This is a genomic window from Frateuria soli (genome assembly GCF_021117385.1).
Lineage (GTDB): Bacteria > Pseudomonadota > Gammaproteobacteria > Xanthomonadales > Rhodanobacteraceae > Frateuria_A > Frateuria_A soli.
This window is the reverse complement of sequence record NZ_CP088252.1, coordinates 844,279-859,212: the sequence shown is the minus strand read 5'-3', so window position 1 is coordinate 859,212 and position 14,934 is coordinate 844,279. Positions and strand designations below refer to the sequence as shown.

Sequence of the window (14,934 nt, the reverse complement as noted above, 5' to 3'; positions counted from 1 at the left end):
TCACGTTTCCTCGCTTAAGGTCGGATCTTGCGTGGCCGAGGCGGCCACATGTTCGTCGGCAAGGGATGCTTCAGGGGTGTGGCGATGAAAGAAGCCAATGAGCCTAACAAGGTCGTCAGCCTGAGCCAGCGGCAAGAGTCGACCGAGCGCGTGGGTGACCTGCTCGGTGCCGTCCGCAGCATCGCCGGCCGCCGCCTCCAGGTCCTGCTGGGCAACATGTTCGAGCACGTCGACGACGCGCTTTTCGACCTTGCCGAAAAGGCCGAGAACAACGCGGCCCAGATGCACTACTTCGACGGCATGCGCGAAGTCCGCAAGCGCCGTCCGATGGTCGAGCGCAGCTTTCTGACGCAGGTCAGCCGCGAGCTCACCGGCATTGCCGTCCGTCCTGCGCCCGCCCCGGCCTCCAGCTCCCCGTCCGGGACGGTGGAGCTGTCGCTGGTGGCGGAGAACGAGCTGGAGGAATCGCTCGCCATCACCAGCATGACCGCCAAGAACGAATCGCGCCTGGCGCGCGACCTGTTCGCGGTGAACCAGCGACTTTCGGTGATCTGCGGCGGCATCAAGATCGAGGACGGCACCAATCCGGTGGCGCCGGCCGCGCTGGCACAGGCATTCCGCCAGGCCATGCGCGAGCTTGCCGCGGACATGCGCGTCAAGCTGATCATCTACAAGTTGTTCGACCGCTACGTGCTCTCGGCGCTGGAAGAGCTCTACCAGGAAATCAACACCGAGCTGGTGCGCGCCGGCGTGCTGCCGCAGTTGCGCCACGAGATCGCGCGCGGCGACGGACCGGCCGCCGCGGCAGCAGCGGCAGCCACCGCATCGGCCGGCACCGACGCTTCAGGCGACAACGATCCGGAAGCCGAGCTGGCCAGCGAGCTTCTGCATACCGTGCGCTCGCTGTTCAGCGCTCGGCGGAGCCAGTCCGGCGGCGTGGCAGGTGTCGGCATCATCGGTGGGATGGTCGGCGGCACCGGACGTTCCGGCGCGTCGATCGCAACCCCCACGGCCAACGAGTTGCTCGGCGCGCTCAGCGTGCTGCAGAGCCAGCTCGCAGCCGGCCCCCTGCCGAGTGCGCAGGCGATGGATCCGGCCGCGCTCAGTCGCGAGGTGGTTCAACTCAAGGAACAACTGCTGGGCCAGATCGGCGCCTTGCGCGGCGAACGCCCCAGCCAGGTGTCGGCGATCGACGAAGACACCATCGATCTGGTCGGCATGCTGTTCGAGTTCATCCTGGCCGACAGTACCCTTCCGGCCGAAATGCAGGTACTGCTGGCGCGCCTGCAGATTCCCTACCTCAAGGCGGCCATCCTCGACCGCAAGCTGTTCGCCCATCGCCACCATCCGGCGCGACGCCTGCTCGACAGCCTGGCAGAACTGGCCAAGGGCTGGTCCGAGGAATCCGACCGCGACCACCGCCTCCACGACAAGATCAAGTCGATCGTCGAACGACTGTTGCACGACTTCGACGACGACATGGGCCTGTTCGAGCGCCTGGGCGACGAATTGCAGGCTTTCCAGGAACAGAGCCGCAAGCGCGCGGAACTGGCCGAGCAGCGCGTGGCCGAATCGGCCCGTGGCCGCGAGAAGCTGGAGATGGCGCGTCGCCGCGCGGCCCGCGAGATCCTCGACCGCATCGGCAGCCAGACGCTGCCACCGCTCATCCACGGCGTACTGGCGCGTGCCTGGGCCAACCACCTGGTCCTGACCATCCTGCGCCAGGGCGAGGATTCGCCGGCGTTCGCCGATGCGCTGCGCTTCGTCAACGAGTTCATCGCCAGCGCCCGCCCGGTGCACACGGCCGAGGACCGCCGCACCCTGCTGCGCATGCTGCCCGGGATCGAACGGGCGCTGCGACGCGGGCTGGCCAACGTGGCCTTCCAGGAGAGCGACATCGAACGGCTGCTTGGTCAACTGCACGCCTACTACCGGCAGCAGCTGGGCGAGATGGCGCCCGACAGCACGACCGAGGACGTGGCGCTGCCGATCCCCGAAAGCATCCAGCCCCTGCTGGATACCGAATCGGCCGAGCCGGAACCGCGCCAGGACCAGCCAACCGCGGTCGCACTCGACAGCGGTGAACTGATCGAGGTGGAACAACTCAAGCCAGGCACCTGGCTGGAGTTCTGCCCCACCGGCGACGCGGTCACCCGCGCCAAGCTGTCGTGGATCAGCCCGATGAGCGGGCGCTACCTGTTCGTCAACCGCCGCGGACTGAAGGTGGGCGACTATGCCCCGCAGGAACTGGCCGCGGCGCTGGCCGCCGGCAGCGCCCGCATCCTGCCCTCCGAACCCCTGTTCGAGCGGGCGATGGGCGCGATCGTCGACAAGCTGAGCCAGGCAGCCGCGGCCGGCACCGACGACCTGGCCTGATCGCGCGGGCCACGGTCCCGGCTTCCTCCGTGGGGGCGCCAGGGGCAACGGTCTTGCCCGGCTCGGTTATGCTTGTCGGCTGGCGGGCCCGGGGCTCGCCGCCCCCCCCCCCCCTTTTCCCGAATGGATGCTGCATGCCCGCCGCACTCCCGCTCGACCCGCCTGACAGCCGCCTGATCGACGCCGACGTGGAACGCGCCTTTGCCGAGGACATCGGCAGCGGCGATGCCACCGCGGACCTGCTTCCGGCCGATGCCCATGCCAGCGCCACGCTGACCTGCCGCGAGGACGCGGTGATCGCCGGCATTGCCTGGTTCGACGCCTGCTTCCGCAAGCTCGATCCCGCGGTGGCGATCGAGTGGCGTGTGCGCGATGGCGAGCGCGTGGCCGCCGGCAGCGTCATCTGCCATCTGCGCGGACGCGCGCGCGCCCTGGTCAGCGCCGAGCGCTCGGCACTCAACTTCCTGCAGCTGCTCTCCGGCACCGCCACCATTACGGCCGGCTTCGTGGCCGCGGTCGCCGGCACCGACGTGCGCGTGCTGGACACGCGCAAGACCGTGCCCGGCCTCAGGCTGGCGCAGAAGTATGCGGTACGTTGCGGCGGTGGCCACAACCACCGGATCGGCCTGTTCGACGCGATCCTGGTGAAGGAGAACCACATTGCGGCCGCCGGCGGCATCGAGCCGGCGGTGGCTGCGGCGCGCCGCCTGCATCCCTCGCTGCTGCTGGAAATCGAAGTCGAAACGCTTGAGGAACTGCGCCGCGCGATCGCCGCGGGAGCGGACCGGATCATGCTCGACAACTTCACTCCGCAGATGATGACCGAGGCGGTGGGCATCGCGGCAGGTCGGGTTGCGCTGGAAATTTCCGGCAACGTGCATCTGCAGACCATCGGCAGCTATGCGCGCACCGGCGTCGATTTCATCTCGGTCGGCGCTCTGACCAAGCACGTGCGGGCGGTCGACCTGTCGTTGCGGCTGCACCTGGAAGACTGAAACCCCTCGCTGCGGCCTGCGGGAGTTGCATCGCCACCACGGGCTTTGGGCGGTAGGTCTGAGCCGCCCTGTGCACGACCCGGCGGGCGCGCGATCCTGCCATCGGTGGCGCGCGGGGCTGCGCGGATGCGATCAGCGCAGCAGTACCTTGCCCTCGACCCGCGACACCCACACACTCTCCTCATGAGCCAAGTCACCGACCTGATTGCCCTGCTGGCGCTCGCTGCCACGGCCGGCACGTGGCTGAAGTTCACCCGCGCCCGCGAGCGGGCCGTGGACGAGGCACGCCATCAATGTACCCAGCACGGCCTGCAATTGCTGGACGAGTCGGTGGGCTTGCGCAGCCTGCGCTGGCGACGGGTGGGCGGCAGGCGCCAGCTCGAGCTCGGCTATGCCTTCGAGGTCAGTGCGCATGGCGACGACCGGCGGGACGGCCGCCTCTGGATGCGCGGCGGGCATCTTGCGGGGGTGAGCCTGCCAAGCCTGGATTTGCCGCTGCCGGAAACGGCCGAACCCCGCAGCGCGGGGGTGTCCGACAACGTCATTCCGTTGCGGCCGCGACGGCCACGGATCGGACACTAGCGGTTCCGGCGCGGGGCCGCTCGCAATCCGTCTTTACCCCATCCGCTCGCACGAGCGGAACGGTCTGCCGCCATGGCCCGAAGGCTATTTCACAACCCTCAGGTGGGGTGAGCGCCTGGGTTTCTGTGGACCATCGGCCGGGCCAGGTCCGGGGTCTTCCGGCCCGGGCGCGGGCGGAGGCACATCCCCGTCCTCGGCGGGAAACATCATCCCCTGGCCGTTTTCCTGCGCATACAGCGCGAGCACGGCCTGCACCGGGATACGGATGGCCTGGCTGACCCCTGAAAACCGGGCCTGGAAGGCGATGAACTCGTTGCCGAGCTCCAGGTTGGCCACCGCCCGCATGGCGAGGTTCAGCACTACCTGGCCGTTCTTGACCACCTGCGGCGGTACGCGCACGCCCTCGACGGTGGCGTCCACCAGCACGTACGGGGTCAGCTGGTTGTCGGTGATCCAGTCGTAGATCGCCCGCAGCAGGTACGGGCGATTGGAGCTCATCGGCGGCGAGCGGTCGGTCATCGGCCGGCGCCGGTCATGGCCGCATCGCCCGCTCTTCGTTGGTCAGGCTGCGCGCGTAACCCTGGCTGTGAAACAGCCGCTCGCCGTAGTCGACGATCGGCTTGCCCTCGCGGCCCAAGTCCACACCCAGCCATGGCAGGCGCCAGACTACCGGCGCGACCAGGCAATCGACCAGACTCATTTCGGGGTTGAGGAAGAACTTGGACGCCTTGAACAGCGGCAGCGAGGCGAGCAGGTGCTCGCGCAAGCGCTTGCGGGCGGCGTCGGCGGGGCGGCCGCCGGCGCGGATGATGTCCACCTCCGGCAACCAGTCGCGCTCGATGCGCACCGTCGCCAGGCGCAGGCGAGCACGCGACAACGGATCGATCGGCATCAGCGGCGGGTGCGGATAGCGCTCGTCCAGGTACTCGCAGACGACCGCGGTGTCGTAGAGGGTCAGGTCGCGATCGACCAGGGTCGGCGTGGTGCCGTAGGGATTGAGGTCGAGCAGGTCTTCCGGCGGCTTGGCCGGGTCGACCAGCACACGCTCGTAGCTGACGCCCTTGGCCGCGAGCACCAGTCGCGCGCGATGGCACTGGATATCGTCGGCGGTGGTGTACAGGGTCAGTACGGTACGCGAACGAGCGCTTTGCACCATGCGCTTTTCTCCCCTTGTATAAGCGATGCGGCGGCGCATGACGGCCGCCGCATCCGATGCTGGCAGGCGTCCGGCTTAGTGGACGTCCTTCCAGTATTCCTTCTTAAGTGCATAGGCCAGCAGGGTGAACAGCGCCAGGAACAGGATCACCCAGATGCCGTAGGCATGACGCTGCAGCGCTGCCGGTTCGGAGACGTAGGCCAGGAAGTTGGTCAGGTCGCGCGCCGCCTGCTTGTACTGCTCGGGCGTCATGCGGCCGGGCTGGGACAGCTCCAGCTTTTCGACGTCTTCGCTGCCGGGCTTCTTCACCGCAGTCTGGATGCCCTGCAGCTCCCACAGCGGGAACGGCATGGAGGCGTTCGGGAACACGGTGTTGTTCCAGCCCACCGGACGGCTCGGGTCGACGTAGAAGCTGTTGAGGTAGCCGAACACCCAGTCGGCCGTCTTGGCGCGCACTTCCAGCGACAGGTCCGGCGGGGCCTTGCCGAACCACTGCTGGGCCTGCTCCTCGGGCATGTGCGAAATCACCGGCTCGCCGAACTTTGCGCCGGTGAAGTTGAGGTTTTCCATCACCTCTTTCTCGGTCAGGCCCAGGTCCTCGGCGATGCGCGAGTAACGCTGGTACTTGAGCGAGTGGCAACCCACGCAGTAGTTGAAGAACAGGCGTGCGCCACGCTGCAGCGATGCCTGGTCACGCAGGTTCACGCCGGCCGAAGGCAGCGCCGCGCCGCCCTCTTCGGCCATGGCCTGGGTGCTGCCCACGAGCAGGCCCAGGGCGAGCGTCATCGAAAGGAGAATGTGCTTCATCGGTAGCTGCCACTTAGTCATGCATGGTCACCCGTTCCGGAACCGGCTTGGTCGTCTCCCAGCCGAGGTGCGTGTACAGCCACAGGAACACGAAATAGCCGAAGTACACCAGCGTCCAGAAGCGACCGAAGAGGTTCTCCCAGAAGGTCACGTCGACGTCGCCGAACCATTCGGGGATCACCTCGGCGGTGACGCCCGCGCCGACCGCGCCAAGCAGGATGAACGACAGTACGAACAGGCCCAGGCCAATCTTGTAGCCGGTGCCGCGATAGCGGATCGACTTGACCTTGCCCACGTCGATCCACGGCAGCGCAAACAGCAGGGCGATCGCGCCGAACATCGCCAGCACGCCCCAGAAGGCCTGGCCCAGGAACGACGGGATCATGCGCAGGATCGCGTAGAACGGGGTGAAGTACCACACCGGCTTGATGTGCGCGGGCGTGGCCAGGTTGTTCGCCGGGATGAAGTTGTCGTGCTCCAGGAACCAGCCACCCATCGTCGGCGCGAAGAAGATGATGAACGCGGCGATCAGCAGGAAGAAGCCCACGCCGACCAGGTCCTTCATCGTGTAGTACGGGTGGAACGGAATGCCGTCCGCCGGCTTGAGCGCATCCCAGCGGTTGCCCTTCGGACCCTTCTTGATTTCCACGCCATCGGGGTTGTTCGAACCCACCTCGTGCAGCGCGGCGATGTGCAGCACCACCAGCAGCAGCAGCACCAGCGGCAGCGCGATCACGTGCAGCGCGAAGAAGCGGTTGAGCGTGGCGTCGGCGGGCAGGTAGTCGCCCATGATCCACTCCACCAGCGTGCCGCCGATCACCGGGATCGTGCCGAACAGCGAGATGATCACCTTGGCGCCCCAGAACGACATGTTGCCCCACGGCAGCACGTAGCCCATGAAGGCCTCGGCCATCAGCACCAGGAAGATCAGCATGCCCAGCAGCCACACCAGCTCGCGCGGCTTCTTGTACGAGCCGTACATCAGGCCGCGGAACATGTGCAGGAACACCACCACGAAGAACAGCGAGGCACCGGTGGAGTGCATGTAGCGGATCAGCCAGCCCCATTCCACGTCGCGCATGATGTACTCGACCGAGGCGAAGGCTTCCGCCGCGCTGGTCTTGTAGTTCATGGTCAGGAAGATGCCGGTGACGATCTGGTTGACCAGCACCAGCAGCGCCAGCGAACCGAAGTAGTACCAGAGGTTGAAGTTCTTCGGCGCGTAGTACTCGGTCATGTGCTTGCGGTAAGCAGGCATCATGCCCGGGGCGCGCTCGTTGACCCAGTCGCCCATGCGGGTGAATACGTTAGCCATCAGCCGGCCTCCTTGGGATCAACGCCGATCTGGATGTGCGTGGCATCCACGAAGTGGTAAGGCGGCACCTGCAGGTTCTTCGGCGCGGGCACGCCCTGGAACACTCGGCCGGACAGGTCGTAGCGCGACTTGTGGCAGGGGCAGAAGAAACCGCCCTTCCAGTTCGGATCGAACGGTTCGGGCTTGATCTGGGGGAAAAACTCCGGCACGCAGCCAAGGTGCGTGCAGATGCCGATCACGACCAGCCATTCGGGCTTGATCGCGCGGGCGGGGCCGTTGATGTATCCAGGCTGCTGGTCGACCTCGGAGTTCGGATCGACCAGACGCGGCGCCAGCGACGGCAGCACCGCCAACTGCTGCTGCGTGCGGCGGACCACGAACACGGGCAGGCCACGCCAGGCGTAGTCGACCTTCTGCCCGAGCTCGATCTTGCTGATGTCGGCGGTTACGGGCGCACCGGCGGCCTTGGCGCGGGCGCTGGGCTCCCAGGACTTGATGAAGGGCACGGCTGCCGCGACGACTCCTGCTCCGCCGACCACCGAAGTGGTCGCAAGCAGGAAGCGGCGGCGGCCATGGTCGACGACTTCGTTCGCCATCAGGCTCTCCGGTACATGCAATGCCATTGAGATGCGAGCCCCGTTTGGGAGCCTGCAAAAATCGCGTTAGTGTAGCGTCAGGGCCTGGCCCGTACAATAAATCGCACGAGGGGAGACGACCTCCCCGCGCGCCTCCACGTCCGGCACACGCAAATCATTGAAGCCATGAAGAACGCCGCCGGCGCGCTCGCCTTTATCACCCGCTTCGTCATCCTGGGACTGGCGCTCGCCTTCGTGGTCGGGTTGTTCTGGCCAGGCAGCGGCGACCGCCTGCGTGCGCGATTTGGCCTGGGCCATTCCCCCCAGGGTGCCGCCACGGCCGAAGCCCCTGCCGTCGCGCAGGCCGCCGCGCCGGCGCTGGGCAGCGGCCCGGTGTCCTATGCCGATGCGGTGGCGAAGGCAGCCCCTTCGGTGGTCAACATCTACGCCAACAAGATGGTGACCGCCCGCGCCGTGCAGATGTACGACGACCCGGTGCTGCAACGGCTCTTCGGCGGCCTGCCCACCGGCCCTGCCTACAAGCGCCCGCAGCAGGTGCTGGGCTCGGGGGTGATCGTCAGCGACAAGGGATACGTGCTGACCAACAACCACGTGATCGCCAACGCCGACGACATCCAGGTCCTGCTCTATGACGGCCGCATTGCCAAGGCCACCCTGGTCGGCGCCGACGAGGAAACCGACCTGGCCGTGCTGAAGATCGACGCGGGCAACCTTCCGGTGATCAAGATCGCCAACGGCCACTCGCTGCGGGCCGGTGACGTGGTGCTGGCCATCGGCAACCCGCTGGGACTCAACCAGACGGTGACCATGGGCATCGTCAGCGCGGTCGGGCGGCAGTTGTCCAGCTCCAGCGCCGAAGACTTCATCCAGACCGATGCGGCGATCAACCTGGGCAACTCCGGTGGCGCGCTGGTCAACGCCAGCGGCGAGCTGGTGGGCATCAACACGCTGCTGATCGGGCGCCAGGCCAACGCGGAGGGCATCGGCTTCGCCATCCCGGTGAGCAACGCGAAAAACGTGCTCGACCAGATCATCGCCACCGGGCACGTGGTGCGTGGCTGGCTTGGCGCCGACTACGCCTTCGTACCCGTGGCGGCCGACAGTGGCCTGCCCGCCGCTGCACGGGGGGCACAGGTGACCGACGTCTATCCCGGCGGCCCCGCGGCTCTGGCGGGCATCCAGCCGCACGACATCCTGCTGCAGATCGGCACCGACAGCATCCTGGACCCGGCCGACCTGCGCCGGCACGAGGCCGCGCTCAAGCCCGGGACCAAGGTGGAAGTATCCGGATTGCGCAACGGCGTGCCTTTCCACACCGAGGTCACCCTGGCCCGCCGCCCGCCGCTGCAGGCGCGGACTACGCTGGACGGATAACGACCGGAATAGCTCCCGCGGGAGCGCACCGTATGCGCGACCGCGATTCCCGGCCCTGTCCGTTGCCAAGGCACCACAGACGTTCCGGTTCCGCACACGGCGCGCTGCCGCGGCGAGCCGGCCGCAGCGCCAGCCTCAAGGCGCGCCGCTGGCCCGCATCGCGGTCATCGCGCCGCGCACGGCGGCGCCGTAGCGGCGGCGCAACTCGCCAACCCGCTTGACGTAGACCTGGGTCTCGGCGAATGGCGGGATCCCGTTGTAGCGCAGCACCGCGCCGGGGCCGGCGTTGTAGGCCGCCGCGGCCAACCGCTCGTCGCCATCGAAGGTCCTGAGCAACTGCGCCAGGTAGCGGGCACCGCCGCGGATGTTCTGCGTCGCATCGAAGGCATCGAGCACGCCCATGTCGCTGGCGGTACCGGGCATCAGCTGCATCAGGCCCTGCGCACCCTTCAGCGAAAGGGCATTGGGATTGAACGCGCTCTCGGCGTGGATCACCGCACGCAGGAAGGCCTCGTCCACGCCCGATTGGGCACTGGCCGCACGTACCGCATCGGCATAGGCGGTGAGGTTCAGCCGCACCCGGCTCCAGTCGACGGTCGAGTGCAGGTTGCAGGCCGCACAGGTGGCGATGTAGGTGAACAGCGTGGTGACCGCGCGGCCCTTGCCGCCGCCTGGCGGGAGATTGGTGTACTCGACCGAGCCATCCGCCTTCTCGACACGGTAGACCGCACCGCGCAGCACCCGATCGGTCGCAGGTGCCGGGGTGGCGGCATCGGCAACGCCCTCGCGGTAGTTCCACTTCCCGGCGTCGACGACCCGGGCGGTGGTGCTCGCCGAACCTTCGACATCGGCAAGCGACACCAGCCGGGCAGTGGTCTGCACCCAGCCGTGCACGCCCGCCAGCGAGGCGACCGGCCTCTTCCTCGCCCGCGGGGCGGAGCGGCGGGGCACGTCGGCGAACGACACCACCTTGCGGCACCCGCTGTAGCCTGTCGTGGTACTGCTGTAAACCGTTTCCCCGCTCGGCCCGTCGCACTGGTAGAGCGCTCCGGCATGCGCCCTCGGCAGCCACAGCAGGCCGGCCAGCAGCGCACAGGCAAGCCCGACCCTGCAAAGGATCGACCGACCCGGGAAAGCAACGGAAGCCATGCCGGCGCTCTCCCCTTGGCGTGCGGCGGCAAACATGCGCGGAGTGTGCATCCATGGCGGAGCGGAAGCCAGCGCCCCCATACCATTCCGTGCTCGATGGCAAGCTTTTCGGGACGGCCTCGCTTCCAGAAGGCCGGGCCGGCATCGTTGGAAACATCACGCTCCGTCCGAACCATCCTCTACCCCCTGGCCTCTCCCCGAGAGGGAGGTCCGGCGCCGCCGCGGCACCCGGACTTCGCCCTGCTGGCCACGGCCCCGTGCGAACGGGTTGCGGCACCCCGATCGCCGCAGGAGCGCCCCTTTGCGCGGCCGCGCCCCCAACCGTACCTGCAAGTGATTGATCCGTCCGGGAAACTGGCACCCGGATACCCACCCGCGTAAACTGCGCGGTTCGGCGCCCCATCCTGCTGGCGCCCAGGCAAACGGTGCACCAGCCCCATGAGCGGCAAACTTTTCATCAAGACCCACGGCTGCCAGATGAACGAGTACGACTCGGCCAAGATGGCCGACGTGCTCAAGGCCTCGCACGGCCTGGAACTGACCCAGGACGAGTCCGAGGCGGATGTCATCCTGATCAACACCTGCTCGATCCGCGAGAAGGCGCAGGAAAAGGTCTTCAGCCAGCTCGGTCGCTGGAAAGAATTCAAGCAGGGCGACAAGCCGGTGCTGATCGGAGTCGGCGGCTGCGTGGCCTCGCAGGAAGGCGAGGCGATCATCAAGCGCGCGCCGTTTGTCGACCTGGTCTTCGGCCCGCAGACGCTGCACCGCCTGCCGGAGCTCATCGAGGCCAAGCGCGAGACCGGCAAGCCGCAGGTGGACATCTCCTTCCCCGAGATCGAAAAGTTCGACCGCTTGCCGGAGCCGCGCGCCGAAGGCCCGACCGCGTTCGTCTCGATCATGGAAGGCTGCTCGAAGTACTGCAGCTACTGCGTCGTGCCCTACACCCGCGGCACCGAGATCAGCCGCCCGTTCGACGACGTGCTGGTGGAAGTGGCGCAGCTGGCCGAACAGGGCGTGCGAGAAGTCACCCTGCTCGGCCAGAACGTGAACGCCTACCAGGGTCCGATGCACGATGGCGGCACCGCCGACCTGGCCGTGCTGATCCACGCCATCGCGCAGATCGAGACGATCGGGCGCATCCGCTTCACCACCTCGCACCCGCTGGAGTTTTCCGACTCGCTGATCGAGGCCTACGCCAGCGTGCCCAAGCTCGCCAACTTCCTGCACCTGCCGGTCCAGGCCGGCTCCGACCGCATCCTGGCGGCCATGAAGCGCGGCTACACCACGCTCGAGTTCAAGCAGAAGATCCGCAAGCTGCGTGCGGTGCGACCGGACATCTGCATCAGCTCGGACTTCATCGTCGGATTCCCGGGCGAAACGGACGAGGACTTCGAGAAGACCATGAAGCTGATCGAAGACGTCGGCTTCGACCAGAGCTTTTCCTTCATCTTCTCCGCCCGCCCCGGTACGCCGGCAGCGAACCTGGCCGACGACACGCCGTCGGAGATCAAGCATGCGCGCCTGTCGCGGCTGCAGGCGAAGATCAACGACCATGCGCGCGCGATCAACGAGGCCATGGTCGGCACCGTGCAGCGCGTGCTGGTGGAAAAGCCCAGCCGCAAGAACCCGCACGAGCTCACCGGCCGCACCGAGAACATGCGCTTCGTGAACTTCCCCGGCAACGCGCGCCTGATCGGCCAGTTCGTCGACGTCGAGATCACCGAGGCCATGACCAACTCGCTGCGCGGGCGCGTGCACCTGGCCGAGGAAGCTGCCCTCGCCTGATGCAAAGCCCATCTCCCACCGGAGAGGGGCTTGGGTGAGGGCCCGGCCCTTGCGGCAAGCTGCAAGCGAAACGCTCCGGACGAACCCTCATCCGCCTGTCGGCACCTTCTCCCGGAGGGAGAAGGCTCACTCCCAGACTCTTCGCCCACCCCATGACCAACGGCCTCAACGAACGCGACTTCGCCCTCGACCCGGAAGACAACGCCCGACTGGCCAACCTGTGCGGCCCGTTCGACGAGCATCTGCGCCAGATCGAACTGCGCCTGGGCGTGGAGATCGATCATCGCGGCAACCTGTTCAAGGTGATCGGCGAGGAGGCTCCCTCCCGCGCCGCCGAGAAGGTATTGCGCGCGCTCTACGCCACCACCGCGCAAGAAACCCTCACCGGCGCCCAGATCAACCTGCAGTTGGCCGAATCGGGCATCGACGCGATGGTCGAGGAGGCCGCCGAAGGCGCGCAGGACGTGACGATCAAGGTCAAGCGCGGCGTGATCAAGGGGCGTGGCCCGAGCCAGGGGCGCTACCTGCATGCGATCGCCACCCACGACATCAACTTCGGCGTGGGCCCGGCCGGCACGGGCAAGACGTACCTGGCGGTGGCCAGCGCGGTCGAGGCGCTGGAAGCCAACCGCGTACAACGCCTGCTGCTGGTGCGCCCGGCGGTGGAAGCGGGCGAGAAGCTCGGCTTCCTGCCGGGCGACCTCAGCCAGAAGGTCGACCCGTACCTGCGCCCGCTCTACGACGCGCTGTACGAGATGCTCGGCTTCGAGAAAGTCGCCAAGCTGATGGAGCGCAACGTGATCGAGATCGCGCCGCTGGCCTACATGCGCGGGCGCACGCTCAACGACTCGTACGTGATCCTCGACGAAGCGCAGAACACCACCGTCGAGCAGATGAAGATGTTCCTCACCCGCATCGGTTTCGGCTCGGTCGCGGTGATCACCGGCGACGTCAGCCAGATCGACCTGCCGCGGCACGTCCGCTCGGGCCTGCGGCACGCGATCGAGGTGCTGCGCGGCGTCGACGGGATCAGCTTCACGTTCTTCACCTCGCGCGACGTCGTGCGCCACCCGCTGGTGGCCAAGATCGTGCGCGCGTACGAGGCGTTCGAGCAGGCGAACGAGGACCAGGGTGCGGCGAAGAAGGGCGGCGCGGGGTGAGCACCATGACCCGGCGCTCCCGTTCGGTGGCCATCGCCCCACCCGCTGCCCAGCTGTCCGTGAGTTATGCCGTCCCGCGCGCAGGGGTTCCGGCACCGGCCAGCTTCCGTCAGTGGGTGGCGGCCGCCCTTCATGGCGCCGGGCGGCGCAAGCCCGCCGAGGTCGCCATCCGCATCGTGGATGCGGAGGAAGGCCAGGCCCTCAACCGCGACTACCGGGGCAAGGACTACGCCACCAACGTGCTCTCCTTTCCGGCCGAGCTGCCGTCCGGCGTGGACCTGCCGCTGATCGGCGACCTCGCCATCTGCGCGCCGGTGGTCGCCCGCGAGGCGGCCGAACAGGGCAAGAAGCCGCGCGACCACTGGGCCCACCTGACCGTGCACGGCACGCTGCACCTGCTCGGCTACGACCACATCCGGGACGACGAGGCCGAGGCGATGGAAGCGCTGGAGACGCGGATCCTGGCCGGATTGGGCATTGCCAATCCGTACGCGCCGCAGTAATCAGCGTATCGGTAGCCACAGGCACCCTTGTAGGAGCGCACCCTGTGCGCGACCGCCGCATCCGAACATGCACCGGGGTCGCGCACAGGGTGCGCTCCTACAGACAGCCCGCAACGCCAGACGACCCAGCCAGCGCCACCCGCCCGCTTGTGCCCTGAATCCCCACGTTTTTTCCGCTAGACTCCGGCTTTCCGCCTCCTCACTGGGCGCCCCTCCCTGAGTTGATGAACGACGACCCTGGCAGTACCAACGGCCCGGCCCCCCACCGCTCCTGGTGGGATCGTCTGGGCCACCTGTTTTCCGGCGAACCGCGCAACCGCGACGAACTGATCGAGGAGTTGCGCGCCGCGCAGGCCAACGGCCTGCTGTCCAACGACACCCTCACCATGGTCGAGGGTGCGCTCAAGGTGACCGAGCTCAGCGTCGACGACGTGATGGTCCCGCGCGCCCAGATCGTGATGATCCCCGCCGACGCCTCCCTGCACGACGTGCTGGCCAAGGTGGTCGAGTCCGGCCACTCGCGCTTTCCCGTCCACGGCGAGGACAAGGACGAGATCATCGGAATCCTGCTGGCCAAGGACCTGCTCAAGTACTTCGGCGACGGCGAGGGCTTCGACCTCGCGCTGCTGCTGCGCCCGGCGGTGCTGATCCCCGAGTCGATGCGACTGAACGTGCTGCTGGCCGAATTCCGCCGCTCGCGCAACCACATGGCGCTGGTGGTGGACGAATACGGCGGCGTCGCGGGGCTGATCACCATCGAGGACGTGCTCGAACAGATCGTCGGCGAGATCGACGACGAACACGACGACGAAGACGAGCCTAGCCTGATGCACGAATTGCCCGGCGGTGGCTGGATGGTCAGCGCGCTCACCCCGATCGCCGACTTCAACGAACAGATCGGCGCGAGCTTCTCCGACGAGGAATTCGACACCGTCGGCGGCATGGCCACGGCCGAGTTCGGCCACCTGCCCGAGGCGGGCGAGGAAGTGGTGTTCGGGGGCTACCTTTTCATCGTCACCGAGGCCGACGACCGGCGCGTGCAGCAGTTCCGCGTGAACCGGCAGGCAACCGATGCCTGAGGTGACCCGTTCCCTGTACGCAACGCAGGCAACCCCCTCCCAACCTCCCCCTGCACG

General features: G+C 67.5%; 14 protein-coding genes. 8 read left to right on the top strand and 6 right to left on the bottom strand.

Translation table 11 applies throughout. From position 1 onward, the window contains the following. Positions 1 to 84: 84 nt before the first annotated feature. The 3 genes from LQ771_RS03915 to LQ771_RS03905 all read left to right on the top strand — a co-directional run bounded on the left by LQ771_RS03915 (position 85) and on the right by LQ771_RS03905 (position 3,953). A complete protein-coding gene (locus LQ771_RS03915) occupies positions 85 to 2,376 on the top strand; it encodes a DUF1631 domain-containing protein (protein ID WP_231351071.1) in 2,292 nt (763 codons plus the stop codon). A gap of 134 nt (positions 2,377 to 2,510) precedes the next feature. Next, complete coding sequence (nadC, locus tag LQ771_RS03910; RefSeq protein ID WP_231351070.1) at positions 2,511 to 3,371, top strand: carboxylating nicotinate-nucleotide diphosphorylase; 861 nt, start codon at positions 2,511 to 2,513, stop codon at positions 3,369 to 3,371. Between the two features lie 183 nt (positions 3,372 to 3,554). Next, positions 3,555 to 3,953, top strand: coding sequence for a DUF3301 domain-containing protein (locus LQ771_RS03905; RefSeq protein ID WP_231351069.1), 399 nt, complete (start codon positions 3,555 to 3,557; stop codon positions 3,951 to 3,953). A gap of 84 nt (positions 3,954 to 4,037) precedes the next feature. Here the strand turns inward: LQ771_RS03905 and LQ771_RS03900 are convergent, their stop codons facing one another. From LQ771_RS03900 to petA, 5 genes are all read right to left on the bottom strand, one after another. After that, positions 4,038 to 4,451 (bottom strand): ClpXP protease specificity-enhancing factor, encoded by a 414-nt coding sequence (locus tag LQ771_RS03900; protein ID WP_425491341.1) that lies wholly within the window; start codon positions 4,449 to 4,451, stop codon positions 4,038 to 4,040. 34 nt (positions 4,452 to 4,485) lie between these two features. Continuing rightward, a complete protein-coding gene (locus tag LQ771_RS03895) occupies positions 4,486 to 5,109 on the bottom strand; it encodes a glutathione S-transferase N-terminal domain-containing protein (RefSeq protein WP_231351067.1) in 624 nt (207 codons plus the stop codon). Between the two features lie 75 nt (positions 5,110 to 5,184). Continuing rightward, positions 5,185 to 5,937: a cytochrome c1 gene (locus tag LQ771_RS03890; protein ID WP_425491304.1), complete on the bottom strand. Its 753-nt coding sequence runs from the start codon at positions 5,935 to 5,937 to the stop codon at positions 5,185 to 5,187. Further along, complete coding sequence (locus tag LQ771_RS03885) at positions 5,930 to 7,231, bottom strand: cytochrome b (RefSeq protein ID WP_231351065.1); 1,302 nt, start codon at positions 7,229 to 7,231, stop codon at positions 5,930 to 5,932. Before LQ771_RS03885 ends, LQ771_RS03890 begins: the two co-directional genes overlap by 8 nt. Beyond that, the gene (gene petA / locus LQ771_RS03880) at positions 7,231 to 7,827 is read right to left on the bottom strand and encodes a ubiquinol-cytochrome c reductase iron-sulfur subunit (RefSeq protein WP_231351064.1); all 597 of its coding nucleotides are present in this window, start codon (positions 7,825 to 7,827) and stop codon (positions 7,231 to 7,233) included. Before petA ends, LQ771_RS03885 begins: the two co-directional genes overlap by 1 nt. 165 nt (positions 7,828 to 7,992) lie before the next feature. Between petA and LQ771_RS03875 the strand changes: the two genes are divergently transcribed. After that, complete coding sequence (locus LQ771_RS03875; protein WP_231351063.1) at positions 7,993 to 9,201, top strand: S1C family serine protease; 1,209 nt, start codon at positions 7,993 to 7,995, stop codon at positions 9,199 to 9,201. 135 nt (positions 9,202 to 9,336) lie between these two features. Here the strand turns inward: LQ771_RS03875 and LQ771_RS03870 are convergent, their stop codons facing one another. Beyond that, on the bottom strand, positions 9,337 to 10,350 hold the full coding sequence (locus tag LQ771_RS03870; protein ID WP_231351062.1) for a lytic transglycosylase domain-containing protein: 1,014 nt from the start codon (positions 10,348 to 10,350) through the stop codon (positions 9,337 to 9,339). A 438-nt stretch (positions 10,351 to 10,788) separates the two neighbouring features. Here LQ771_RS03870 and miaB point away from each other — a divergent pair, with 438 nt between their 5' ends. The 4 genes from miaB (at position 10,789) to LQ771_RS03850 (ending at position 14,877) form a co-directional block, all read left to right on the top strand. Continuing rightward, complete coding sequence (miaB, locus tag LQ771_RS03865; protein ID WP_231351061.1) at positions 10,789 to 12,135, top strand: tRNA (N6-isopentenyl adenosine(37)-C2)-methylthiotransferase MiaB; 1,347 nt, start codon at positions 10,789 to 10,791, stop codon at positions 12,133 to 12,135. Between the two features lie 152 nt (positions 12,136 to 12,287). Continuing rightward, positions 12,288 to 13,295 (top strand): PhoH family protein, encoded by a 1,008-nt coding sequence (locus LQ771_RS03860; protein WP_231351060.1) that lies wholly within the window; start codon positions 12,288 to 12,290, stop codon positions 13,293 to 13,295. A 26-nt stretch (positions 13,296 to 13,321) separates the two neighbouring features. Beyond that, a complete protein-coding gene (gene ybeY / locus LQ771_RS03855) occupies positions 13,322 to 13,798 on the top strand; it encodes an rRNA maturation RNase YbeY (protein WP_425491340.1) in 477 nt (158 codons plus the stop codon). Between the two features lie 224 nt (positions 13,799 to 14,022). After that, positions 14,023 to 14,877, top strand: a complete 855-nt coding sequence (locus tag LQ771_RS03850; protein WP_231351058.1) for a CorC family transporter — start codon at positions 14,023 to 14,025, stop codon at positions 14,875 to 14,877. Positions 14,878 to 14,934: the final 57 nt, after the last annotated feature.

Bases quoted from the DNA above. Each gene is read 5' to 3' on its own strand.
- LQ771_RS03915 (WP_231351071.1), top strand. From the start codon at position 85: ATGAAAGAAGCCAATGAGCCTAACAAGGTCGTCAGCCTGAGCCAGCGG.
- nadC (WP_231351070.1), top strand. From the start codon at position 2,511: ATGCCCGCCGCACTCCCGCTCGACCCGCCTGACAGCCGCCTGATCGAC.
- LQ771_RS03905 (WP_231351069.1), top strand. From the start codon at position 3,555: ATGAGCCAAGTCACCGACCTGATTGCCCTGCTGGCGCTCGCTGCCACG.
- LQ771_RS03900 (WP_425491341.1), bottom strand. From the start codon at position 4,451: ATGAGCTCCAATCGCCCGTACCTGCTGCGGGCGATCTACGACTGGATC.
- LQ771_RS03895 (WP_231351067.1), bottom strand. From the start codon at position 5,109: ATGGTGCAAAGCGCTCGTTCGCGTACCGTACTGACCCTGTACACCACC.
- LQ771_RS03890 (WP_425491304.1), bottom strand. From the start codon at position 5,937: ATGACTAAGTGGCAGCTACCGATGAAGCACATTCTCCTTTCGATGACG.
- LQ771_RS03885 (WP_231351065.1), bottom strand. From the start codon at position 7,231: ATGGCTAACGTATTCACCCGCATGGGCGACTGGGTCAACGAGCGCGCC.
- petA (WP_231351064.1), bottom strand. From the start codon at position 7,827: ATGGCGAACGAAGTCGTCGACCATGGCCGCCGCCGCTTCCTGCTTGCG.
- LQ771_RS03875 (WP_231351063.1), top strand. From the start codon at position 7,993: ATGAAGAACGCCGCCGGCGCGCTCGCCTTTATCACCCGCTTCGTCATC.
- LQ771_RS03870 (WP_231351062.1), bottom strand. From the start codon at position 10,350: ATGGCTTCCGTTGCTTTCCCGGGTCGGTCGATCCTTTGCAGGGTCGGG.
- miaB (WP_231351061.1), top strand. From the start codon at position 10,789: ATGAGCGGCAAACTTTTCATCAAGACCCACGGCTGCCAGATGAACGAG.
- LQ771_RS03860 (WP_231351060.1), top strand. From the start codon at position 12,288: ATGACCAACGGCCTCAACGAACGCGACTTCGCCCTCGACCCGGAAGAC.
- LQ771_RS03850 (WP_231351058.1), top strand. From the start codon at position 14,023: ATGAACGACGACCCTGGCAGTACCAACGGCCCGGCCCCCCACCGCTCC.